At 49.9% G+C, this 21,571-nt stretch carries 22 protein-coding genes and 1 pseudogene; 18 read left to right on the forward strand and 5 right to left on the reverse strand.

What is annotated here, in order from left to right; all coding sequences use genetic code 11:
* The 3 genes and pseudogenes from B5F54_RS08365 to B5F54_RS08375 all read left to right on the forward strand — a co-directional run.
* Positions 1 to 243 (forward strand): annotated as a pseudogene (locus B5F54_RS08365) (ATP-binding protein); the annotation flags it as partial.
* A 65-nt stretch (positions 244 to 308) separates the two neighbouring features.
* Positions 309 to 479: a transposon-encoded TnpW family protein gene (locus B5F54_RS08370; RefSeq protein WP_442856115.1), complete on the forward strand. Its 171-nt coding sequence runs from the start codon at positions 309 to 311 to the stop codon at positions 477 to 479.
* Between the two features lie 78 nt (positions 480 to 557).
* On the forward strand, positions 558 to 923 hold the full coding sequence (locus B5F54_RS08375; RefSeq protein ID WP_087233096.1) for a hypothetical protein: 366 nt from the start codon (positions 558 to 560) through the stop codon (positions 921 to 923).
* Between the two features lie 276 nt (positions 924 to 1,199).
* On the opposite strand, the gene B5F54_RS08380 is transcribed toward B5F54_RS08375, so the two are convergent.
* Complete coding sequence (locus B5F54_RS08380; RefSeq protein ID WP_087233099.1) at positions 1,200 to 2,093, reverse strand: LysR family transcriptional regulator; 894 nt, start codon at positions 2,091 to 2,093, stop codon at positions 1,200 to 1,202.
* A 144-nt stretch (positions 2,094 to 2,237) separates the two neighbouring features.
* Here B5F54_RS08380 and B5F54_RS08385 point away from each other — a divergent pair, with 144 nt between their 5' ends.
* The 11 genes from B5F54_RS08385 to B5F54_RS08430 all read left to right on the forward strand — a co-directional run bounded on the left by B5F54_RS08385 (position 2,238) and on the right by B5F54_RS08430 (position 11,847).
* Complete coding sequence (locus B5F54_RS08385) at positions 2,238 to 3,374, forward strand: linear amide C-N hydrolase (RefSeq protein WP_087233102.1); 1,137 nt, start codon at positions 2,238 to 2,240, stop codon at positions 3,372 to 3,374.
* An 18-nt stretch (positions 3,375 to 3,392) separates the two neighbouring features.
* Positions 3,393 to 4,760 (forward strand): phenylacetate--CoA ligase family protein, encoded by a 1,368-nt coding sequence (locus B5F54_RS08390; RefSeq protein WP_087233105.1) that lies wholly within the window; start codon positions 3,393 to 3,395, stop codon positions 4,758 to 4,760.
* Entirely contained in the window at positions 4,757 to 5,512 is a 756-nt protein-coding gene (locus B5F54_RS08395) for an ABC transporter ATP-binding protein (protein WP_087233109.1), read from the forward strand. Before B5F54_RS08390 ends, B5F54_RS08395 begins: the two co-directional genes overlap by 4 nt.
* 13 nt (positions 5,513 to 5,525) lie before the next feature.
* The gene (locus B5F54_RS18085) at positions 5,526 to 6,629 is read left to right on the forward strand and encodes an FtsX-like permease family protein (RefSeq protein ID WP_242969667.1); all 1,104 of its coding nucleotides are present in this window, start codon (positions 5,526 to 5,528) and stop codon (positions 6,627 to 6,629) included.
* Between the two features lie 5 nt (positions 6,630 to 6,634).
* Entirely contained in the window at positions 6,635 to 7,876 is a 1,242-nt protein-coding gene (locus B5F54_RS18090) for an ABC transporter permease (RefSeq protein WP_242969668.1), read from the forward strand.
* 119 nt (positions 7,877 to 7,995) lie between these two features.
* Complete coding sequence (locus tag B5F54_RS08405) at positions 7,996 to 8,766, forward strand: SDR family NAD(P)-dependent oxidoreductase (protein ID WP_087233112.1); 771 nt, start codon at positions 7,996 to 7,998, stop codon at positions 8,764 to 8,766.
* A gap of 45 nt (positions 8,767 to 8,811) precedes the next feature.
* Positions 8,812 to 9,393: a cyclophilin-like fold protein gene (locus tag B5F54_RS08410; protein WP_087233115.1), complete on the forward strand. Its 582-nt coding sequence runs from the start codon at positions 8,812 to 8,814 to the stop codon at positions 9,391 to 9,393.
* Position 9,394: 1 nt separating this feature from the next.
* The gene (locus B5F54_RS08415) at positions 9,395 to 9,643 is read left to right on the forward strand and encodes a hypothetical protein (RefSeq protein WP_087233461.1); all 249 of its coding nucleotides are present in this window, start codon (positions 9,395 to 9,397) and stop codon (positions 9,641 to 9,643) included.
* Between the two features lie 20 nt (positions 9,644 to 9,663).
* The gene (locus B5F54_RS08420) at positions 9,664 to 10,530 is read left to right on the forward strand and encodes a DUF3737 family protein (protein ID WP_087233118.1); all 867 of its coding nucleotides are present in this window, start codon (positions 9,664 to 9,666) and stop codon (positions 10,528 to 10,530) included.
* A 55-nt stretch (positions 10,531 to 10,585) separates the two neighbouring features.
* The gene (locus B5F54_RS08425; RefSeq protein ID WP_087233121.1) at positions 10,586 to 11,191 is read left to right on the forward strand and encodes a LysE family translocator; all 606 of its coding nucleotides are present in this window, start codon (positions 10,586 to 10,588) and stop codon (positions 11,189 to 11,191) included.
* Between the two features lie 26 nt (positions 11,192 to 11,217).
* Positions 11,218 to 11,847, forward strand: a complete 630-nt coding sequence (locus B5F54_RS08430; RefSeq protein WP_242969669.1) for a cyclophilin-like fold protein — start codon at positions 11,218 to 11,220, stop codon at positions 11,845 to 11,847.
* On the opposite strand, the gene B5F54_RS08435 is transcribed toward B5F54_RS08430, so the two are convergent.
* Genes B5F54_RS08435 through B5F54_RS08445 form a run of 3 tightly spaced genes read right to left on the reverse strand, consistent with a single transcriptional unit; the run spans position 11,844 to position 14,314 of the window.
* Positions 11,844 to 12,923, reverse strand: coding sequence for a CotH kinase family protein (locus B5F54_RS08435; RefSeq protein WP_087233124.1), 1,080 nt, complete (start codon positions 12,921 to 12,923; stop codon positions 11,844 to 11,846). The two genes, B5F54_RS08430 and B5F54_RS08435, sit on opposite strands and share 4 nt — an antisense overlap.
* A 10-nt stretch (positions 12,924 to 12,933) precedes the next feature.
* A complete protein-coding gene (locus B5F54_RS08440) occupies positions 12,934 to 13,605 on the reverse strand; it encodes a DUF4956 domain-containing protein (protein WP_087233127.1) in 672 nt (223 codons plus the stop codon).
* A 31-nt stretch (positions 13,606 to 13,636) separates the two neighbouring features.
* Positions 13,637 to 14,314, reverse strand: coding sequence for a polyphosphate polymerase domain-containing protein (locus B5F54_RS08445; RefSeq protein WP_087233130.1), 678 nt, complete (start codon positions 14,312 to 14,314; stop codon positions 13,637 to 13,639).
* 699 nt (positions 14,315 to 15,013) lie between these two features.
* Here B5F54_RS08445 and glgB point away from each other — a divergent pair.
* A complete protein-coding gene (gene glgB, locus B5F54_RS08450) occupies positions 15,014 to 16,936 on the forward strand; it encodes a 1,4-alpha-glucan branching protein GlgB (RefSeq protein ID WP_087233133.1) in 1,923 nt (640 codons plus the stop codon).
* Between the two features lie 60 nt (positions 16,937 to 16,996).
* Here glgB and asnA read toward each other — a convergent pair whose 3' ends face one another.
* Positions 16,997 to 18,010 (reverse strand): aspartate--ammonia ligase, encoded by a 1,014-nt coding sequence (asnA, locus tag B5F54_RS08455; RefSeq protein WP_087233136.1) that lies wholly within the window; start codon positions 18,008 to 18,010, stop codon positions 16,997 to 16,999.
* A 623-nt stretch (positions 18,011 to 18,633) separates the two neighbouring features.
* On the opposite strand from asnA, the gene B5F54_RS08465 reads away from it, so the two are divergent.
* The 3 genes from B5F54_RS08465 to B5F54_RS08475 all read left to right on the forward strand — a co-directional run bounded on the left by B5F54_RS08465 (position 18,634) and on the right by B5F54_RS08475 (position 21,548).
* Positions 18,634 to 19,821 (forward strand): acetyl-CoA C-acetyltransferase, encoded by a 1,188-nt coding sequence (locus tag B5F54_RS08465; RefSeq protein WP_087233142.1) that lies wholly within the window; start codon positions 18,634 to 18,636, stop codon positions 19,819 to 19,821.
* Positions 19,822 to 19,841: 20 nt separating this feature from the next.
* Entirely contained in the window at positions 19,842 to 20,618 is a 777-nt protein-coding gene (locus B5F54_RS08470; protein WP_087233145.1) for an enoyl-CoA hydratase-related protein, read from the forward strand.
* A gap of 90 nt (positions 20,619 to 20,708) precedes the next feature.
* A complete protein-coding gene (locus tag B5F54_RS08475) occupies positions 20,709 to 21,548 on the forward strand; it encodes a 3-hydroxyacyl-CoA dehydrogenase family protein (RefSeq protein ID WP_087233148.1) in 840 nt (279 codons plus the stop codon).
* Positions 21,549 to 21,571 lie beyond the last annotated feature (23 nt).

A 21,571-nucleotide genomic window follows, 5' to 3' on the forward strand; every position in this document is an offset into this window, starting at 1 on the left:
GCGATGGAGCAGATGTTTTTCGTCATTGACAGCCGCTACCGCAGCCGCAGGCCCATGATAATCACCACCAACCTGAAGCTGGCCGAACTCAAGAACCCGCCCGACCTGGCCCACGCCCGTATCTATGACCGTATCCTGGAACGGTGCGCCCCGATCCTCTTTGCCGGGAAGAACTTCCGGGAGGAAAATGCCGGGGCCACCAAGCAGGCGGCGAAAGATATTGTAAACCGTAAGAGCGAATAATTGTTTTGCCGGACGGCGCAGCCCCGCCCGGAGAAAGGAGCGCCATGAGCGAAGAAACCCGTACCATGCAGACCGTAGACACCACCCCGGCCAGAGCGCCGGAGGACGCCCCCGCGCTGGTAAAGAAAATCGGCAAGACCACCTACAAGGTGCGCGTCCATTTCAGCAATACCAGCACTGAAACCATGAGCGACAAAATCAAGCGTATGCTCAAAAACGAGATACAGCAGATGTGACCGGCTGATAAAGCCAGCCGCCTTGTGTTAAACTGATGATGGTACACACCAAAACTTTTAGCCAAGGAGGACATGAAAATGCTGTACGAAGAAACGGAAAAGAAAGAGATTGAGAGGGTTTACGCGGTGTTTGCCGACTACATCCGGGAAAGCCCGTATCTGGAATGGTTCTGGTCTGACAAGCTGGGCTATCTGCTGCTAAAAATCGGCGCGGAGAAACGGTATATTGCGGAGAATGTAATCGTCTATACCGCCGAGCAGCTTGCCCGGATACTGTTTTCCGAAGTGTCGATGGATGTGTTGCAGATGACCGGCAACGACCACACCGAACAGACCGCCGACCCTCTGGAATTGGCCGAGATAAAGCGGCGCTGGCAGCCCTTCCTTGAACGGTTGCCGGAATACCAGACCGTTTGTGAAAAAATCCTTGCCGGGGAAAAGTAACCCCACCCGCCTGAGTGTCAGGAGCATGAGAGTGCTTCTGGCACTTTTTTTGTAGCTTTTTTGTGAATTTGATTAAAAAGTCCTTGACAACTCGTTTCGGGAGTTGCCGCTTATTCTTTGTATAGAGTAAGCGGCTTTTTCATGCCTGTTTTTATAGGGGCATCGCAACAAAGGCCAATCGATTCACATACTGCTGGGTAGGGAAAGGCGCATGCAGGAAATAAGCGGCCTATAGAACTATATGGCGTTTTGTTTACCGCAGGGGATATAGAATATTTATTGGTCTGTTTCCAACATCTCCCGAAGGCACTGCAAAAATGTTCCTGCCGCTTTGGAGAACACCTGATATTTTTTCCAGACAATAAAACCATGCGCTTCTAACCGGGGAGAAAATGGCCGGAAGCAAAGATTGCTGCCATGCGTATTGATAAGCTTGTCGTAGCAGATAGCATATCCTAATCCTTCATCGACCAAAAGGGAAGCGTTGAATACCAGGTTATAGGTGGCTACAATGTTCAATTTGGAGGCCTCCCGTTTTAGCCAACCGCCTAAATAGGTATCATCGCCTTTTTGATGGGAAGTAATCAAAGGCTTGTCCCACAAATCCTCTGGGGAAATGCTTTCTTTTTGTGCCAAAGGAGAATCCTTGCGCATCAGTACGCCCCATGTATCCTTTACAGGGACCGGAATGGCCTCATATTTCTGTGAATCAACTTGGCTGAACAATAGCCCAAAGTCAATCAGCCCCTTATCCAGATATTCGAGCACATGTTCTGCATTGCCGCTGGTAATGTGATAATGAATATCCGGGTGCGTTTCTTGTAGCTTTTTTGCAGCTTGGGCGAGCAGGCGCATGACATCTGTTTCACCTGTGCCAATATATACATCCCCCACAATGGTTTCACCAGAGCGGATGATTTCTTCTTCTGTACGCCGCATCAGTGAAAGCATTTCTTCGGCCCGTTTGCGAAGGATCATTCCTTCTTCCGTCAATACGACTTTCCGGGAACCCTTTACGCCGCGGATAAGCAATTGCTTTCCCAATTCCATCTCCATTGCTTTGAGCTGAGTGGATAAAGCTGGTTGTGAGATGTGCAGGGATTCTGCTGCTGCGGTAATATTCTGTTCCCTTGCTACAGCTAAAAAGTATTCCAATAAACGAAATTCCATGTAAATCGCCTCCTATACAAAAGTATAACGCTAAATAATATAAAAATTAATTATGAAAAATAATAAAGAATAAATATTTGATATATAATTAAAAGCTCCGTATACTTGAGTTGTAGAAATGAATTTGAAAAGGAGGCATTTCAGATGAATAGCAGTTATACCCCAAAAAGCTGGATTTTCTGCGTTTCCTTCTTCCTCAGCATAGCAATCCTTTTGACAGGATGTTCAGGGAGGTCAGAAGATCCCATGAAAGATTCGGAAAACAGTAGCACAGCACAAATCATATCGGATACAGAAGAATTAAATCTGGTCTCTCCTACTTCGGAGATTGTTGAGTTGGAGGATGGCTTTTCGACTGTCCGATACAATGGGGATTATGGTTTTGATGGCTTCCTTGCCCAAGGCGGAGCTTCTTCCGATGGAGAAGTAATAGAATATCTTGCCAGCAACCTGCTTTCTGATTTGAATTTGGGGGACTTGCTAGGAGGGCTTTTTGGATGCAGTACCATTGCCGTGCAAAGCCCAGAAGGCAACGCCTTGTTTGGCCGCAATTTTGATTGGGAAAACTGTGCAGCTATGGTTGTGGAATCCCATCCTGAAAATGGGTATGCATCCCTTTCTACCGTGAACATGGATTTTATCACCCAAAATGTAGGAGGTGGCATGGTAGGTATGGCCCTAAATATGGATGCGGTCAAAACACTTGCCGCCTTGTATGCTCCGCTGGACGGGATGAATGAAGCTGGCTTGGCAGTTTCGGTGAATATGATTCAAGATCGTTCCACCATTGAGCAGGATACGGACAAGCCGGACATTACCACCACAACGGCGATCCGCTTGTTATTAGACCATGCCGGAAGTGTGGATGAAGCATTGGAACTACTAGAGCAATATGACCTGCATGGTTCTATGGGGATGATGATCCATTTCGCGATAGCAGATTCTGCGGGCCGAAGCGTGGCGGTAGAGTATGTGAATCAAGAAATGGCCGTTACAGAGACGCCGGTGCTGACAAATTTTTATCTAGCGGAAGGGGAGAAACAAGGCATTGGAACCCAACAATCCCATGAAAGGTATGATATCCTGCTGGATCAGTTGGAAGAAACCCCTCGGATGGGGATGGAAGACGTTCGGGATGCCTTAGACAGCGTGAGCAAGGATAATTTCGGTGAATTTGAATCCACCGAATGGAGCATCGTCATGAACTTGTCTGACGGGGAAGCCCGGTATTATCATCGGGAAAACTACAGCCAAAACTACACGTTCCGGTTGGAAGCTTGATAAAAAGGAGCAATGAATATGGACTATCTGAAAACACTGAGGGATTTGTTTGCCTTTATGAAAAATACCCGTTTGTCAGAAACACAAATGAGGGAGCTGCAAAATCAAAAACTCCGGGCATTGCTCCATTTTGTTTGGGAACGTTCCGCTTTTTACCGGCACACCTTTGAAGAGGCAGGCATCACAGAAAAACAGCTGGACAGGCTGCCCCTATCCGCGTTCCCCACTATAGACAAAACCATTTTGATGGAGCATTTTGAGGAGCTCATCACGATACCGGGGCTGAACCAAGAGCAACTGCGGAAATTTGATGCAGAAAACACGGCGGACCGCCGCCCCTATTTAGGGAAATACCATGTAGTTCATTCTTCGGGCAGTACAGGAAAACCCGGATATTTTATTTATGATGAAGCTGCTTGGCATACGATGTTGCTTGGTATTATCCGAGGCGCCTTGTGGAATATGACCATCCTACAGATCCTAAAATTGTTGGCGGGAAGGCCCCGGATTATTTACATAGCTGCCACAGATGGACGTTATGGAGGGGCTATGGCGGTAGGGGATGGCATTGACGGCGTGGGGGCAAAACAGATGTATCTGGATATCAAGACCCCCTTGGATGATTGGATCGATAGCGTACATAAATTTCAGCCGAATATAATCATCGGCTATCCGTCCGCTATTAAGATTTTGGCGGAATTCGTAGAGGATGGAAAGGTACAGGTGCAAATCAAACGGGTTATCTCCTGTGGGGAACCTTTAGGCAGCGGCTTGCGGAAATTCCTTGAAAGAAGCTTTAAATGCCCCGTCATCAATATCTATGGGGCCAGTGAATCCCTGGCCCTTGGCGTAGAGACCGGGACGGAAGATGGTATGCTGCTGTTTGATGACCTGAATATTATTGAAGTGGAAAATGGCGTTATGTACCTTACAAGCCTTTATAATTTTGCGCAGCCGCTTATCCGCTACCGGCTTTCAGATCATCTAGTGCTTAAAGAGCCCATGCCGGGCAGCCCGTTTAGCCGTGCTGAAATTCTACTGGGGAGAAATGAAGATCTGCTGTGGTTCGAAGATACCGCTGGGCGTCGGGATTTCTTGCATCCCCTAGCAGTAGAAGGATTCTGTATCGAGGGTTTGCTTGATTATCAATTTCGACAAACAGCACCGGATGCGTTTGAAATGCTCGCGGAGGCCGCTTTCGAAGAGCGAAAGCCTGCTATTGAAGCGGAAATCCTCCGGCAGATGAAGGGAATCTTGCAAGGGAAACATCTCGGGTATGTACAATTCTATGTGCGGTTTGTAGACGCGATCCTGCCCAATCCTGAAACGGGGAAAAAGTCCCTGATTGTCTCAACCATCCAAACGGAAATGGAGGAGGCCGTATGAAAGAAGCGTTGCTCACAGCAAAGGAAATCGTAAAAACTTATCCCGATAGGCAGGAACCGATACTCAACCGGATTAGCATAGAAATCTATCAGGGAGATTTTACCATCATTATGGGACCGTCTGGGGCCGGCAAATCCACCCTCCTCTATGCTCTTAGTGGCATGGATACGCTTAGCAGCGGAAAAGTGCTGTACCGGGATCAGGAACTGGGAACCCTTTCGGAAAAAAGGATGGCCTCATTGCGGGCCAGGGAATTTGGCTTTGTGTTTCAACAGACATATTTGGTGAGTAACCTGACCTTGTTTGAAAATGTAGCGGTAGCCGGATACCTGGAGAAAGGAAAGACTGACAAAGAGGTAAGGGAGCAGGCAGAATCCCTACTAGCTCGGATGCATGTAGAAAGTGCCAAAGACCGCCTGCCCGCCCAAGCTTCCGGAGGCGAGTCCCAGAGGGCGGCCATTGCCAGAGCGATGGTTAACCGGCCGGGATTGCTGTTTGCGGACGAACCCACTGGTGCGCTTAACCGGAGAAATAGCGAAGAAGTCATGGAGCTGCTTACTTCCTTAAATCGGGAAGGGCAAAGTATCCTTATGGTGACCCATGATGTGAAAGCGGCTATCCGGGGAGATCGCATCCTCTATCTGGAAGATGGAAAAATCCTGGATGAAATGCCCTTGCCGCCCTTTGATGCACAAATAGCCAAAGAACGGGAAGAAACAGTCAGCACATGGCTGCGCTCGCTTTCCTGGTAAGGAGGGATGGGAGATGGAAATCAGAACATTACTGAAAGCGAATCTCAAATCCCACCGGGGAACTGTGCTGGGCGTGTTCATTTTGATCCTTTTGGTTTCCTTATCTTTAGGAACCGTCCTGGCAGTAGCCCTAAATTCCAGCCGCTATGTAAACAGCGAAATGAGCCGTCTGGGTTACGGCAATTTGACGGCTTGGGTATCTGGGCTCCCGGATGCCGCCCCTTTGGTGGACGAAATTTCTGCCTTAGATGAGGTGGATTCCGTAGGGGTACAATCCCTTATCTTCTCTGAATATGAAATAGGGACCCAGGAGTCAGATAGTGAAGGGCAGCTGATCACTTATGACCCGGTGCAGTATCCATATAAATTTTTCATGGATAGCTTGTCCAATTATAGCGATGCCCCCATGGGAATCGCACCGGGGGAAATATATGTCCCTGCCTCCATGGCATCCATGTTTGACATCCAGGTCAGGGATACGATTACCTTTCCTATTGCCCGCAGCGGGGGAGATATGGCTTTCACGGTCGCTGGCTTTTTTGAAGACCCCTTTATGGGTAGCTCGATGATCGGGATGAAAGGCTTTCTCATCTGTAGGCAGGACCATGAAGAGATCGCAGGGATGATTCGTGATGCTGGCGCGGACGGCCTGGCGCGTGAAGGGTTTATGCTGCATATTTTCCAGTCAGAGGGAAGCGATTTGGCAGCTTCGCAGTTTAATGCAGTCCTCAATGAAAAAACAAGCTTGCAAGGCTATGTAGAATTCACCCACAGCCGTGAAGCCATTTCCGGTTTTATGCTGACACTACAGAATGTGTTCGCCAGCCTGCTGCTTGCCTTTGTAGCGATCTTGCTTTTGGCATCTATGGCGGTGCTTTCCCACAGCATTGGCAGTACTATCGAACAGGACTATACCAATATGGGGGTCCTCAAAACCTTGGGGGCCACCAGTGGGAAGCTGCGAGGAATACAGCTTTTGCAGTACCTTATTACAGCCTTATGCGGTATGGTGGCGGGGATGCTGCTCTCGCTCCCGGCAACTCGGCTTACTTCCCAGATGACGGTGACAACTACGGGCCTATTGCTTCCTTCCTCACTGCCCATAGGGGCTGCTTAGCGGCTTTGGCAGCGGTCCTTTTTCTGCTGATGGGTTTCGTTTGGCTCTACACCAGGCGGATCAGCCGGATTTCCCCTGTCAGCGCTATCCGGGGGACTTGGAAGGAAGCCCAAAAAAGCAAAAAGGCGGCTTTCCTCATTCAAAAAGAAGGGCTTCCTTTCTGGCTTGCCCTCCGACAGCTTTCCAGCGGTAAGCGCCGGTATATTGGGGCGTGCCTGGTGGCATTGTTGTTGGCCTTTTTCGCCTCTCTTACCGGCCGGGTGGATGCTTGGCTGGGGCCGAATGGCGAGGGATTGATGGATGCATTTAACCCGGCTGATCTGCACATTGCTGTCCAACCTATGGGGGAAACCGGGATGGAAGAGATTGAACAGACCATTGCCAGCTATACAGCTATTACAGATTCCTACATGCTAGGGATGCCCAGCGTTTCTATAAACGGTGTGGATGTAACAGCGAATGTTATCACAGATGCAGAACGGTTCCATCTGCTTTCAGGGCAAACCTGCCGGCAGGTAAATGAAGTAACGCTCACAGAATTTGTAGCCGCAGATTTAGGCGTCTCTGTAGGGGATACGGTTACCATTACAGGCGGCTTGGACAGCAGGGAGTATGTGGTCAGCGGCATTTACCAGTGTGCCAACGATATGGGAGCCAATATCGGTATGAACCGGGCTGGATATGACCTGATTGGAGAGGAATCTCCCACTATGTGGTGTACCCATTATTTCCTGGAAGATCCCTCCCTCCAGCCGACAATCATGCAGGCCCTTCAAGACACTTATGGCGGGGATGTATACCTGCATGAAAATTCCTGGCCAGGACTTGCAGGAATCCTTACGGCTATGCAGCTTTTGATGATTTTCCTATACGCCATGGTGACCCTTTTCGTGTTGATTGTCACGCTTTTGACCACTGAAAAGCTCCTGCGGGCTGAGAAAAAAGATTTATGCATTTACCGTGCATTGGGATTCTCTACCGTGCAGCTTCGACGCTCTTTTGCCTTGCGTTTTGGAATGATTGCCCTGCTGGGCAGCTTTTTGGGAACCATCTTCAGTGCTTTTCTTACCGACCCGTTGGTGGCAGTGCTCATGCGTCTGGAGGGGATCAGTAATTTTTCTTCTCGTCCAGGAATCTTTACTATATTGCTGCCGGGGGCAGTTGTGGTTATATGGTTCCTTCTGTTTGCTTATCTCGCAGCGGGAAGGATTCGGAGAACGCCTCTCACTTCTTTGATGGAGGAATGAAGGCGTTTCCATTCCATTTTATTATGGAAATCGATAAAACATAAGTATTTGATATTTCTCTTTCCGAACGTTACACTATAGATAGAAAGGGAAACGCAACAAAGAAAAGAGGCTTTTTTATGGAACAACAGATGCTTAAAGATAAAGTCGCCATTATTACTGGTGCAAGCTATGGGATGGGCCGGACGATGGCAGAACTATTTGCAGAAGAAGGTGCGGCGGTAGTTATCACCGCCCGTGGGAAAGAAAAGCTGGATGCTGTTGTAGAAGGTATTCGCGAAAGGGGCGGAAAGGCGGTTGGAATAGTGGCCGATGTCTGTTCCACCGAGGATACCAAGCGGGTATTTGAGACTGCCCTCAAAGAATTTGGGGATGTAGACATCCTTATCAATAATGCCGGGATTGGGGAACAGAAGATCATCGACGAAACCGACGATGACTGGATGATGTACGTGATGAATACCAATTTGGGCGGCCCTATCCGATACATCCGCGAAGCGTTGAAGATTTTCCTACCTAAAAACGATGGGGTCATCATCAATGTATCCTCCGTCAATGGCACTCGCCCCTTCTGTGGGGCTGCTTACACCTCCACCAAAGGAGCCTTGAACACACTGACCAAGAACGTGGCAATCCGCCTTATTGATACCAATATCCGTTGCAATGCGGTGGCACCAGGCGCTACAGTGACTCCGGCACACTTGACAAATAAAGCAGGGGAGCAACCTGGCGGGGCGGAAATGCTCAAGTATAGCGGCCATTTTGTTTACTTCCCTGGTCCAGAATGCGACCCTATGGATCAGGCCTATGCCTGCCTGTATTTGGCTAGCAAGATGGGTTGCCATGTGAAAGGGCAGGTATTGCAGGTTTGTAATGGAGCGTTTCTATAAACAGTAGAATGTTTAAATTTCAATAGAATAAGGAGCTGAAACAGTATGAAAAAACAGTTTGTGGCTGTAATAAGTCTGCTGCTGGTACTCAGCATGGCGATGGCCGGATGCAACAGTTCCTCCGGTTCATCCAATGCGGATTCATCCACAGGGGACAATCGCGTTTCTTCATCTCAGGCGAATAATGTATCCAGTGAGGAGAACGAGAATCCGCCAAGCTCGGATGTCACAGAATTGACGGTTCAGTTTGGTGATCAAGGGGAGCACTTTGTGATGCATTTGGAGGATAATTCCACAGCTGCGGCCATCGCTGGTTATGTTGGCACTTCTGATTGGCGGCTTCCAGTATATAGCTATGATGAATCCGACGTTATGGAATATTACGATATTCCCAGCCGGTATGAGATCCCTGACAATAGTGAACCAGTAACCCAGGCCCATGCGGGCGATGTGTTTTACTCTGACCCTAACCGTATAGTGCTCTATTATCATGATGCTGTCATCGACGAAGAGTACACGCGGATTGGTACATTTGATCCCACAGAAGAGTTTGTGGATGCCGTAGAGAATAACCCCGTTTTGGAAGGATGGGGAAATCAGATCGTTGTGATCAGCAATGGTGGTTAAAATGCGTAAGGAAAAAGAGAACTCCTCCGATAATCCATACCAGTACAGTTTGAAACAAAATTTGGAAGACGCCGGTTGCAGTGATGAAATGGTACAACAATTTATGGAACTTCGGGACAAAGGCGAAGAAGAAAAACAATTGCTCCTTCTCTCTGGCCATAGAAAAAGCCTGTTAGACCGGCTTCACAGGGAAGAAAAAAAGATAGACTGTTTAGACTATTTAGTTTATCGATTGCAAAAAAAACAATAAGATTTTTAGGAGGTTATCCTATGAGAACCATTCAAAATCAGACTTTTGATGAAGAACGTGCCCTGTATGGCAGCAACGATATTCTGGTGAAAGACTGCTCCTTTGATGGCCCTGCTGATGGGGAAAGTGCTTTTAAAGAGTGCAAAAATGTAGAAGTGGCCCATGGCTTCTTTAATCTGCGCTATCCATTTTGGCATGACCATAACCTTACGATCCGGGATTCAGAGATGACGGAACATTGCAGGGCAGCGCTGTGGTATTCCGACCATATTTCCATTAGGAACACCAAACTTCATGGCATCAAAGCCCTGCGGGAGTGCGCCGATGTAATAATGACAGGATGCGATGTAAATTCCCCGGAATTTGGCTGGTCCGTCCACAATATGGAAATGAAAGACTGCACCGCCGAGAGCGAATATTTTATGATGCGTTCTACAGGCCTACACTTTACAAATGTACGAATGAAGGGCAAATACTCCTTCCAATATATCGAAAATTCTATTTTTGAAAATTGCATCTTCGATACCAAGGACGCTTTCTGGCATGCAAAAAATGTCACCGTCCGCAACAGTATTGTGAAAGGAGAGTATTTGGCTTGGTATTGCGAGAATGTTACCTTTGAAAATTGCAAAATCATCGGTACACAGCCTCTGTGTTATTGCAAAGGATTGAAGCTCATTCATTGCGAAATGATCGGCTGTGATCTGGCCTTTGAACGCAGCGAGGTGGAAGCTACGATTACAACGCCAGTTCTCAGCATAAAAAATCCTTTGTCCGGTCATATCACTGTGCCAGAGGTAGGCGAAATTATCCGGGATCTTGAAGAAGCAAAAGGGACAGTTCAGGTGCAAAAGCCGGGGGCTGGCGGCATCTGTGCCTGTGCGTAATGGAAAGGAAAGGGAGGCCTCATAGTCTCCCTTTTCTGCATAGAGGAGGTATGGTATGGAATATTTGCTGCGGGGAATTTTGATTGGCCTTTTATTTGGACTTCCATTTGGAGCAGTTGGCGCCCTAACCGTCCAAAGGACCTGGAGCTCAGGAGTGAAAGCCGGCCTTTTGACAGGCTTCGGTTCCTCTGTGGCAGATTGTGCCTATGCCTGTATTGGGGCCTTTGGGCTGACTCTTATCTCAGACTTTCTGCTCCGTTTCCAGGGGATTATTACCGCTTTGGGCGGAGTGCTGATCTTGGCCATGGGGCTAAAAACGATGCTCTGTCCACAGAAAGAACTCCCCCAGGAGGAACCTTTGGAAGGGGGCAAATTGTTCCTCACTTCCTTCGCGATTGGTATTACCAATCCGGCGGCTATTTTGACTTTTCTATTTGCGTTTTCTTACTTCGGAATTTCGGAAATAGCTGGCTGGATAAACGGCATCCTACTGGTGGCGGGTGTGTTCCTAGGGACCTATTTTTGGTGGGGGGCTCTTTCAACTTTCACACAATTTGTCAAAAGAAGAGCAGCCAAATTCCAACTGCATACGATGAACCGTATTTTTGGAGGTATCCTTTGTGCCTTTGGAATCAGTGTTTTTATTAAGCTATTTCTATAAATTTTCTGTATAAGAGAGTGGTGAATATGATGAGGAAAGCGATATCCTTACTGTTTATTACCGTTTTTTCCTTGGCACTGTTGCTTGCAGGTTGTGGGAATAATGAACAAGCAGCAAGCGGTCTGGAAGACCTCCCTTCCACTCCAGTGGAAACATCCTCGGAAACCGCAGTGTCTGCGGTGCTGGGAGTATCCGGATCGGAGCAAGAATCTGCCGGGCCCGAGTTGGACAGGGCTTCTCCTTCCAGTTTAGCGCAGGAATCCGAAGCAGTAGGAAATGAAACCAACGAGGAGGAAAACAGCGGCATGCAGATGTATGTACAGATCGGGGAGAGCACCTTTACCGCCACTTTGGAGGAAAATACAGCAGTTGATGCTCTGATAGAAATGATGGAGCAGGGGCCTGTTACCATCGCAATGAGCGACTATTCGGGTTTTGAAAAAGTGGGGCCGCTAGGAACGAGCCTCCCTACCAGCAATCAGCAGACTACTACGCAAGCTGGGGACATTGTGCTGTATCAGGGAAATCAAATAGTGTTGTTTTATGGCTCCAATTCTTGGAGTTATACCCGTTTGGGCCATATCAATGACCTGGCAGGCTGGGAAGAAGCCCTTGGTAGTGGGGATGTGACGGACACCTTTGCGCTGGAAGGCTAATGGTAGCGCTCAAGATACGTATCCTCTTCAAAAATCCAGGAAAGCATGGGGCGATCCTCCATCTGTCCGCTCAGAAGCGGGTCGTCGATGGGATAGTTGACCAGGGAGGTTGCGCCGCCACCGGAAGAGAATCCTCCAAACGCCAAATTGTAGTCCCAAGGGATCATGGAGAGGACGCCGTCATCCTCGTAGAGATAGTAGTTGTGGATCATATTCCCGGTGTAGCTATCCCCATTGAGCACAAAATTGTGGACGACAAAGTATCGGATCACGGCGTCGATGTCCAGGACTTCCTCCAGACTTGCTCCTTCGTTTAGTTGTTTTATGGAGGCGATGAGCCGGTCCTTATCGGCATCGGTGATGGAAAAAGTAGCATTGTCAAAAATATGGGAATAGCTGTCATAGTCGTCGCCCAGATAAAGAAGCTTGGTAGCGTCGGAACCGCTCATACCGCCGCCCTGCCCGTTCATGCTGTCGGGCTTGTAGAGCAGGCCGTAATCAGAGCCGAAATTGCGTTCCGCAAATGCCTCTTCAATCCCTTCGACGGCCATATAGAAGCCGAAGTATGTCCCGTTTACGGTCAGCGTTGTGTAGCTGCACAGCGGCGCGGCGACGCCTATGGAGCGGAACATATCATAACAGATATAGTCTTTTAGGTAGGTGTTGTCCTGGATGAGGTTGTTTAGGCAGAGTTTGTCCAGGCCATAGTAGTTTTGGGCGTCGTAGTGGTCAAATTCGACCTTAAAGCTATACCGGTCCGTAGTGACCTGGCTGAGAGAGGAATTTCCCTTGGTGCGAATCCCGACATTATTGAGCGCGGTTCCATCGATTACAATGCTGCATGTGATGTATTCCTTTTCCTGGGCATTGTCCAGAAGGTTTTGCCAGTCATCCTCGTCTACGACAATATCGATGCTATGCACCATATTGGTGTCGAACAGCTTCTCCACATAGGGCATCTCTGTCCGGCTGATCGTGATTCCCAATTGATCCGCATTTACAAAGACAACGGCCGCCAGCAACGTGAGCGCAACGAGGACCCAGCACACCACATCGGTATATGGATGCTTTGTCATAGTTCCACCCCTATCCCATATAGTCTCCGTTGTAACTGACCAGCACGGCGCTTTGGACTCCTTCCATTTCAGAAAGGACATTGATAAAATCGGTGTTGTCGTCCTTGAGACGCACCTCAAAATTGACCTCTATGGCGTTTTTCTGAGCCGTCTTTCCCTTGATAACCATGCGCTGCGTCTGCGTTTTGAGATATGCGGCGGCCCGCTGTTCGGCTGCATGGTCGGAACAGTTTACAACAGCAATGTATGGATTGGTGTGCGGCTTACGGTTGACAAAGATCAGCAGCACCAGGCCAATCCATACGCTTCCGATCACGGCCAGGGGAATCATACCGGCGGCCAATACGATGCCGACCGCGATGGCCCAGAACAGGAAGGCGATGTCCAACGGCTCCTTGATGGCAGTGCGGAAGCGGACGATGGACAGCGCGCCGACCATGCCCAGGGAAAGCACCACATTGCTCGTGACCGCCAAGATCACCAAAGTGGTAATCATGGTCAATGCAATCAAAGTCACCCCGAAGCCCGCGGAGTACATGACGCCGTTGTAGGTCTTCTTATAAACCAGGAAGATGAAGATGCCAAGCCCAAATGCAAGGAGCAAGGCAATTGCCATATCAAAAAGAGAGACACTGGTCACGTTTTCAAGAAAACTGGATTTAAAAATATCGGAAAATGTCATTGCAATATCCTCCTTTAAAATAAAATCAATCTTAACCATAAAGACGGCAGGCGGCGTATTTTGAAAAGGCTGTCACGCGCCGGTTTGGAATTTGGACGAGATCCTGCACCAGTGTGGGGAGGAATTCGTCCCATTTCACCTCCAGAATGACAGAGGGATCTCCTGTGGAAACCAGAGGACACTCGGGATTCAGAAAATCAACGCAGCGGATTCCTGTGCGCAGGTGATGGTCCAACGTGATGCGCACATTTCCGGCCGGATAGAGGAAGGGTTCGCGGAGGTATTCCACGATAGTCCTAGGGCGCAGTCCTTGATAGAGCATCTTTTGGTATAATTCCGCTAAGAGAGGCCGGCCGGCCGCATCCTTCATCCATGCCCACTTCCCCTCCACAATGGACTGCGCTTCTGCTTGGGTGAGTTGCGCGGTCAGCTTGCTGCATAGGCCGCCGGTTTTCTGCTTTTTTTCCAAGCGCAGAAACGATGGATCGTCCTTGTAATAGCGAATGCGAAATTTTTCCCGGTTGTTTACCCCGTTCAACTTTTCCCGCAGCACCTTATCACAGACGTTGTCAAAATACAAGCTGCGGACAGAATATGTTCCGTTGGGCTCTGCGTGGGGGTCGGGGGAGAGGACCGCACACAGGCGTTGTTTCAGTTCGATATGGTCTCCATAATTGATGAGATGCTTCCATTCGTGCCGGAATTGCATTTGGCAACGCTCCTTTCTGGAACCCTTTCACATCTGTGGCGGGGTTCCCTTTCTTTTTACCCGATGGGGAGATTTAACCTGCTTTTTACAATAGAATACAGGATCAGACTGAAATAAACCTGAAATGACAAAAATTTGCGAGCATTCCCCGCTTGATTTTGCCAACATACTTTGACATTTTGTGGGTATGCGGCGGATTTTACGTTTCTATCTATGGAAAAACATTCGTTGGTTTGCGAGGAAAAACGAAAGGCGCAGATTGCTCCTCCTTTTTGATCAAGATCATTGTGGGACGCTTGCCGTACAGCAGATATGATTCAAACAATCATGGTGCTTTTTCCAGGAAAGCAAGCGACGCTCCTTGTTAGTTCAAGCTAATTAAAAGGGAGATTCTATCCGTCCCATGGGGTGTCGATAATCAATCCATGAGGATAAAAGCTGCGTCTAGCAAGGAGAAATTGTCGGTGATATTGCGGCTGGTTTCTGCCATCATAGGTTGGCTCCCTGGCGTTCGCCACGGGGCTACCAGCAACAAGGGCCGGGGAGAAATTATTCGCCTTGCTTCATCTTTTATCAATTACTTGTTGAAAAAACAAATGGGATATAGATTTTTTTTGTGGAATATGATATATTAGGGACACAATAGATTGAAACTTGCAAAGGGGAATTTGCGAATCCCCTGAGAGAGGAGAAGAGCGGATGGATATCAACAGGATTGACGCATATTTGCAGGGGGCGTCCCTGGACGGCTATCAGGAATTTGGCGCGCATTTTAGCCATGAATACGACCAGGATGGCGCACGGTTTACGGTCTATGCGCCGAATGCCTCGCGGGTCATGTTGATCGGGTCGTTTAACGGGTGGACAGGCTACGATATGGAGCGGTTGCCCTCCGGCGTTTGGACGATCTTTGTGCAGGGCATCCAGGAGATGGACATGTATAAATACCGGATCTTTACTGCTTCAGGGGAAGCCTATGACCGGGCGGACCCGTTTGCCTTTTACAGCGAGCTGCGGCCAAACACAGCCTCCTATGTCTACAACCTGAACGATTTTCCCTGGACGGATGGAAATTGGATGCGCACCCGCAACAAGAATTATAACCGGCCGCTGAGTATCTACGAAGCACATGCGGGTTCCTGGAAGATTAAGGACCGGCCGGAGGACGAACGCTTCTATCAGTACGATGAGCTGGCGGAATTGCTGATCCCCTATGTAAAAGAGATGGGATACACCCACATCGAATTGTTGCCTTTGACGGAGCATCCGTTTGACGGTTCCTGGGGATACCAGGTGACCGGCTATTTCAGCGCGACAAGCCGGTATGGGAACCCGAAACAGCTGATGCATTTTGTGAACCGCTGCCACGAGCAGGGGATTGGCGTGATTATGGATTTTGTCCCGACCCATTTTGTCTCCGATTTTTATGCGCTGCACCAATTTGACGGCGGATTTGTCTATGAGAGCGAGTATGAGGATCAGCGCTACAGCGAGTGGGGAACGGTGCTGTTTGACTTCTCAAAGCCACATGTCATCAGTTTTTTGCGGTCGGCGGTGGATTTTTGGCTGACGTATTATCATTTTGACGGGGTGCGATATGACGCTGTTGCAAATTTGATTTACCGCAACGGCAATACCAATGACGCAGTAAACGAAAGCGGCATTTGGTTCTTGAAGACGTGCAATTATGCCATTCAAAAGCGCCATCCAAATGTTATGCTCATTGCAGAGGACTCTTCGAATTATTTGAAGGTGACGGCGCCGGTAGAATATGGCGGCTTGGGCTTTGACTACAAATGGGATCTCGGCTGGATGAACGATACACTCGATTATCTATCGGTACCCCCCGCACAGCGCCCGGGCGTGCATACAAAAATCAGCTTCTCTATGAGCTATTTTTACAACGACATCTATCTATTGCCGTTCTCCCACGATGAAGTGGTGCATGGGAAAAAGACCATCATCGATAAAATTGCAGGAAATTACGAGGAGAAATTCCATCAGCTCCGCACCCTCTATCTCTATATGTTTACCCATCCGGGGAAAAAGCTCAATTTTATGGGCAATGAGCTGGCGGAGTTTAAAGAATGGGATGAGAAGAAGGAACTCGGCTGGAATCTTCTGACCTATCCCGCGCACGACGCATTTTGGAACTATTTCCGGGTGTTGCAGCATCTCTATTTGGAGGAGAGCGCCCTCTATCAGGAGGATTACAATGCACAGAGTTTCCAGTGGCTGGATGTCAACGATGCGAGCCGGTGCGTGTTTGCCTATAAACGTAGCGACCTGGCGAAAGAAGAACTGTACATTGCCATCAATTTTTCGAACCGCATGCACATGCATTACCCGCTGATGGTCGATCATTATGGCGTCTATGCGGAGATGCTGAATACCGATGCACTGCCGTTTGGCGGGAAGGGCAAGACGAATGAAGGCGAACTTCGCGCCCAGATGCGGGGCGGCAAATACTGCTTGGACATCACGTTGGCACCGTTTGCTTCCTGCATCTTCAAACGGATTGCAACCACCGTGCCGCCGACCCGTGCAGCGAGGCCAGGTGAGCGGCCCGCCAAGAAAGTCCCCAAGAAAAGTCCTGCAGAGGAATTGGAGAAAACGGAATAGAACGCAAAAAAGGAGCGGTACAACCGCTCCTTTTTTATAAGGTTCTTTTTTGATTGGCTTTTAAAGAAGATGGATTCCATAACCTTCACAGGCATTGCGCATGCTGTCCGGCCAGACAGAAGCCTGGACCTCGCCGATGTGTGCCTTCTCCAGCAACGCCATGCAAATGCGGGATTGCCCAATACCGCCGCCCATGGTGAGCGGCAAGCGGCCCTCCAACAGCATGCTGTGGAACGGCAGCTGTGCGCGTTCTTCGCAGCCTGCCGCAGCAAGCTGTTTGCGCAGCGCCTCCGCATCGACGCGGATTCCCATGGAGGAGAGTTCCAGCGCACGGTTCAGGATGGGATACCAGATGATGATGTCCCCGTTCAGGGACCAATCATCGTAGTCCGGGGCGCGGCCGTCGTGCGGCTTTCCGGATTTCAGTGCGCCGCCGATCTGGGAGATAAAGACCGCGCCGTATTCCTTGGCGGCGGCGTCCTCACGCTGCTTCGGCGTCAGGTCCGGATAACGGTCTTCCAGTTCCTGGCTGGAGACAAAAGTGATTTCCTCAGGAATATAGGAATCGAGAACCGGGAACCGCTCCGTCAGGACCGCTTGAGTTTTATGCAGGACCCCCATAATGGCATGGACAGCGCTTTGAAGCGTCTCCATGGTGCGCTCTTCCGCAGTGATGACGCGCTCCCAGTCCCATTGGTCCACATAGACGGAGTGGAGATTGTCGAGCTCTTCATCCCGGCGGATGGCATTCATATCCGTATAGAGGCCGGTATCGGCGCGGAACCCGTAGCGGGCGAGCGCCATGCGCTTCCATTTGGCAAGGGAATGGACAATTTGAACGTCGGCATGGATGTCTGCCACATCGAATTGCACTGGCCGCTCCACTCCGTTGAGGTCGTCGTTGAGGCCGGTCTCCGGCTGTACGAACAAGGGGGCGGATACACGTGTGAGGGAGAGGGCGGAGGCTAGCTCGCGCTCGAAGGTATCCTTCGCGAGCTTGATTGCGATTTCGGTCTCTATAATATCGAGCTTCGATGTGTAATCTTTCGGTAAAATCAGGTTGCTCAAAGCCATGCTTGGTTCATCCTTTCTCAAATGACAGCGCGGAAGTTGGAATAAAGAGAGATACCGCAGCTGAACGTGCAAAATTTACGCCTTATTATAAACCAAAATGGGATTTTTTGCAATCCTAAAGGGAAGAAGTTTCATTTTCAGGTTCTAATAATAAGTTCATATAGGACACATAGGGCTTTGTATACGGTGTGGCCGGAATACTGCCGGACATGGCGTTTTGCAGCGGTTCGGGGAGGGACATGAAAAAGCGTTGTACTTCTCGGTTTTCCTTCAAAAAATCATACAAGGCGTCTTCCAAAAGTAAAGCCTCCTTTCTGAAAGGGATTCAGGGCAAAGCATGGGCGTCTTTTATCTTTTACAAAATCGTTATACACATGCAGAAAATGCTTCACAATGCGGTTTGTAGCGGTAGTTTCGGCAATTTGAACGAAGCTGGGCGGAAGAAATACAGAAAGTGGCGAATTTGTAACAAGAATGATTTTTTTCTTCGAAATCGCAATAGAATCCCTTGCATATTCGGATTGATTGTGATATATTTAACATGCAATGATTCATTAGAAGATTGACCCGTGAAACATTTGGTTGGAGCGGGTTAGTGAATTATGAAATGGAGGAACAAAATCATGTCTAAGAAAATCGTGTTAGCAGGTGCTGTACGTACTGCAATCGGCAAGATGGGCGGCGCTTTGGCAAACGTTCCGGCTGCCACGCTTGGCTCCATCGTGATCAAAGAAGCTCTCAAGAGAGCAAATGTTGCGCCTGACCAGGTGGATGAAGTTCTGATGGGTTGCGTTCTGCAGGCTGCCCAGGGCCAGAACGTTGCGCGCCAGGCTGCTGTTAATGCAGGTATCCCGATCGAAGTTCCGGCTTTGACGCTGAACAACGTCTGCGGTTCCGGTCTGAAATGCGTGAACATGGCTGCTGCGATGATCGAGGCTGGCGAAGCGGATATCGTGGTCGCTGGTGGTATGGAGAACATGTCCTCCGCTCCGTATGCGCTGACCAAAGCTCGCTTTGGCTATCGCATGAACAATGCTACCATGATCGATACTATGGTCAACGATGCACTTTGGGATGCATTCAACGGCTACCACATGGGCATCACCGCTGAGAATGTTGCTGAGAAGTATGGCCTGACCCGTGAGATGCAGGACGAGTTCGCTGCTTGCAGCCAGCAGAAGTGCGAAAAGGCACAGGCAGAAGGCCGTTTTGATGATGAGATTGTTCCCGTTCCGGTAAAGATGAAGAAGGAGACTGTTATGTTCGCAAAGGACGAGGGCCCGCGTGCCGGCGTTACCGCTGAGAGCATCGCAAAGCTCCGTCCGGCATTCAAGCCCGATGGCGGCACGGTCACCGCTGCAAATGCTTCCGGTATCAACGACGGCGCAGCTGCAATCGTTGTTATGAGCGAAGAGAAGGCCAAAGAGCTGGGCGTTACCCCGATGGCTGAGTGGGTCACGGGCGCTTCCGCAGGCGTTGAGCCGTCCATCATGGGCATTGGCCCGGTTGCTGCTACCAAGAAGGCAATGGCTAGAGCGAACCTCACGGTTGAGGATATGGACCTGATCGAGGCAAACGAAGCGTTTGCGGCGCAGTCCCTGGCGGTTGCGAAGGACCTCAACTTTGATATGTCCAAGGTCAACGTCAACGGCGGTGCAATTGCTCTGGGCCATCCGGTCGGCGCTTCCGGCTGCCGTATCCTGGTTACCCTGCTGCATGAGATGAAGAAGAGAGGTTCCAACTACGGCCTCGCGACGCTGTGCGTCGGCGGCGGCATGGGCGTTGCCTCCATCGTAAAGAACTACAAATAAGAGCAGGGAGCGTTTAAACGATGAGCTATATTAAATATGAGCAGAACGGCTTCGTCGGCGTGCTGACGATCGACCGTGAAAAAGCTTTGAACGCGTTGAATTCCGAGGTTTTGGCGGATCTCGACGCAGCATTGGATGCAATTGATCTGGATTCCACCCGTTGCCTGATCATCACAGGCGCAGGCCAGAAGTCCTTCGTTGCCGGCGCGGACATCGGCGAGATGAGCACGCTGACAAAGGCGGAAGGCGAGGCCTTCGGCAAGAAGGGCAACGATGTATTCCGCAAGATCGAGACGCTGCCGATCCCGGTGATCGCAGCGGTCAACGGATTCGCCCTCGGCGGCGGCTGCGAGCTCTCCCTGAGCTGCGACATCCGTCTTGCCGCGGAGAACGCCGTATTCGGCCAGCCGGAGACCGGCTTGGGTATTACCCCCGGCTTCGGTGGCACGCAGCGTCTTGCCCGTACAATCAATGTGGGCAAGGCAAAGGAAATGATCTATGCCGGCACGAAGGTCAAGGCGCCGGAGGCGCTCAGCCTGGGCCTGGTTTCTGCCGTGTATCCGGCAGAGGAGCTCATGCCCGCTGCGATGAAGCTGGCAGAGCGGATTTCCGCCAATGCACCGATCGCGGTGCGCGCTTGCAAGAAGGCCATCAACGACGGCCTGCAGGTCAACATGGATGAAGCGATTGTCATCGAGGAGAAGCTCTTCGGCAGCTGCTTCGAGACGGAAGACCAGAAAAACGGCATGACGGCTTTTGTTGAGAAGCGGAAGCCCGAACCCTTTGTCAATAAATAAGTTTTATTCATAATCCGCACCGGTATTGCGTTCGAAAGAGGGCGATACCGGTGCGGGCCAACATAAAGATTACTATAGGAGGTTTCTATTATGAAAATTGGTGTTATCGGCGCAGGAACCATGGGCTCCGGCATCGCACAGGCATTTGCTCAGACAGAAGGTTATGAAGTAAAGCTCTGCGACGTGAAGGCAGAGTGGGCAGAAAACGGTAAGGCAAAGATCGCAAAGGGACTCAACAAGAGAGTTGCGAAGGGCAAGATGGAGCAGGCCGCTGCGGATGCAATCCTGGCGAAGATCACCACTGGTACGAATGAAATCGTTGCAGATTGCGACCTCGTTGTAGAGGCTGCGCTGGAAAAGATGGAGCTGAAGAAGGAAATCTTCAAGCAGTTGGAAGGCATCTGCAAGAAGGATTGCATCTTTGCAACCAACACTTCCTCCCTCTCCATTACAGAAATCTCCAATGGCCTTGACAGAGCAGTTGTCGGCATGCACTTCTTCAATCCGGCTCCGGTTATGAAGCTGGTGGAAGTGATCGCAGGCGAGACCACTAGCCCGGAGACCGTTCAGAAGGTGATCGAGGTTTCCGAGTCCATCGGCAAGACCCCGGTTCAGGTCAACGAGGCAGCTGGCTTTGTTGTAAACCGCATCCTGATCCCGATGATCAACGAGGCAGTTGGCATCTATGCAGACGGTGTTGCTTCTGTTGAGGGCATCGACACCGCGATGAAGCTCGGTGCAAACCATCCGATGGGCCCGCTCGCTTTGGGCGATCTGATCGGCCTGGACGTTTGCTTGGCGATCATGGAAGTTCTGCAGGCTGAGACGGGCGATCCGAAGTACCGTCCGCATCCGCTGCTCAGAAAGATGGTCCGCGCTGGCAAGCTCGGCCAGAAGACTGGCAAGGGATTCTACGATTACACCAAATAAGAAACGATTTGGCGTAAATTTTG

Source organism: Anaeromassilibacillus sp. An250, from assembly GCF_002159845.1.
GTDB lineage: Bacteria > Bacillota > Clostridia > Oscillospirales > Acutalibacteraceae > Anaeromassilibacillus > Anaeromassilibacillus stercoravium.

Bases quoted from the DNA above. Each gene is read 5' to 3' on its own strand.
- B5F54_RS08370 (WP_442856115.1), top strand. From the start codon at position 309: ATGCAGACCGTAGACACCACCCCGGCCAGAGCGCCGGAGGACGCCCCC.
- B5F54_RS08375 (WP_087233096.1), top strand. From the start codon at position 558: ATGCTGTACGAAGAAACGGAAAAGAAAGAGATTGAGAGGGTTTACGCG.
- B5F54_RS08380 (WP_087233099.1), bottom strand. From the start codon at position 2,093: ATGGAATTTCGTTTATTGGAATACTTTTTAGCTGTAGCAAGGGAACAG.
- B5F54_RS08385 (WP_087233102.1), top strand. From the start codon at position 2,238: ATGAATAGCAGTTATACCCCAAAAAGCTGGATTTTCTGCGTTTCCTTC.
- B5F54_RS08390 (WP_087233105.1), top strand. From the start codon at position 3,393: ATGGACTATCTGAAAACACTGAGGGATTTGTTTGCCTTTATGAAAAAT.
- B5F54_RS08395 (WP_087233109.1), top strand. From the start codon at position 4,757: ATGAAAGAAGCGTTGCTCACAGCAAAGGAAATCGTAAAAACTTATCCC.
- B5F54_RS18085 (WP_242969667.1), top strand. From the start codon at position 5,526: ATGGAAATCAGAACATTACTGAAAGCGAATCTCAAATCCCACCGGGGA.
- B5F54_RS08405 (WP_087233112.1), top strand. From the start codon at position 7,996: ATGGAACAACAGATGCTTAAAGATAAAGTCGCCATTATTACTGGTGCA.
- B5F54_RS08410 (WP_087233115.1), top strand. From the start codon at position 8,812: ATGAAAAAACAGTTTGTGGCTGTAATAAGTCTGCTGCTGGTACTCAGC.
- B5F54_RS08415 (WP_087233461.1), top strand. From the start codon at position 9,395: ATGCGTAAGGAAAAAGAGAACTCCTCCGATAATCCATACCAGTACAGT.
- B5F54_RS08420 (WP_087233118.1), top strand. From the start codon at position 9,664: ATGAGAACCATTCAAAATCAGACTTTTGATGAAGAACGTGCCCTGTAT.
- B5F54_RS08425 (WP_087233121.1), top strand. From the start codon at position 10,586: ATGGAATATTTGCTGCGGGGAATTTTGATTGGCCTTTTATTTGGACTT.
- B5F54_RS08430 (WP_242969669.1), top strand. From the start codon at position 11,218: ATGATGAGGAAAGCGATATCCTTACTGTTTATTACCGTTTTTTCCTTG.
- B5F54_RS08435 (WP_087233124.1), bottom strand. From the start codon at position 12,923: ATGACAAAGCATCCATATACCGATGTGGTGTGCTGGGTCCTCGTTGCG.
- B5F54_RS08440 (WP_087233127.1), bottom strand. From the start codon at position 13,605: ATGACATTTTCCGATATTTTTAAATCCAGTTTTCTTGAAAACGTGACC.
- B5F54_RS08445 (WP_087233130.1), bottom strand. From the start codon at position 14,314: ATGCAATTCCGGCACGAATGGAAGCATCTCATCAATTATGGAGACCAT.
- glgB (WP_087233133.1), top strand. From the start codon at position 15,014: ATGGATATCAACAGGATTGACGCATATTTGCAGGGGGCGTCCCTGGAC.
- asnA (WP_087233136.1), bottom strand. From the start codon at position 18,010: ATGGCTTTGAGCAACCTGATTTTACCGAAAGATTACACATCGAAGCTC.
- B5F54_RS08465 (WP_087233142.1), top strand. From the start codon at position 18,634: ATGTCTAAGAAAATCGTGTTAGCAGGTGCTGTACGTACTGCAATCGGC.
- B5F54_RS08470 (WP_087233145.1), top strand. From the start codon at position 19,842: ATGAGCTATATTAAATATGAGCAGAACGGCTTCGTCGGCGTGCTGACG.
- B5F54_RS08475 (WP_087233148.1), top strand. From the start codon at position 20,709: ATGAAAATTGGTGTTATCGGCGCAGGAACCATGGGCTCCGGCATCGCA.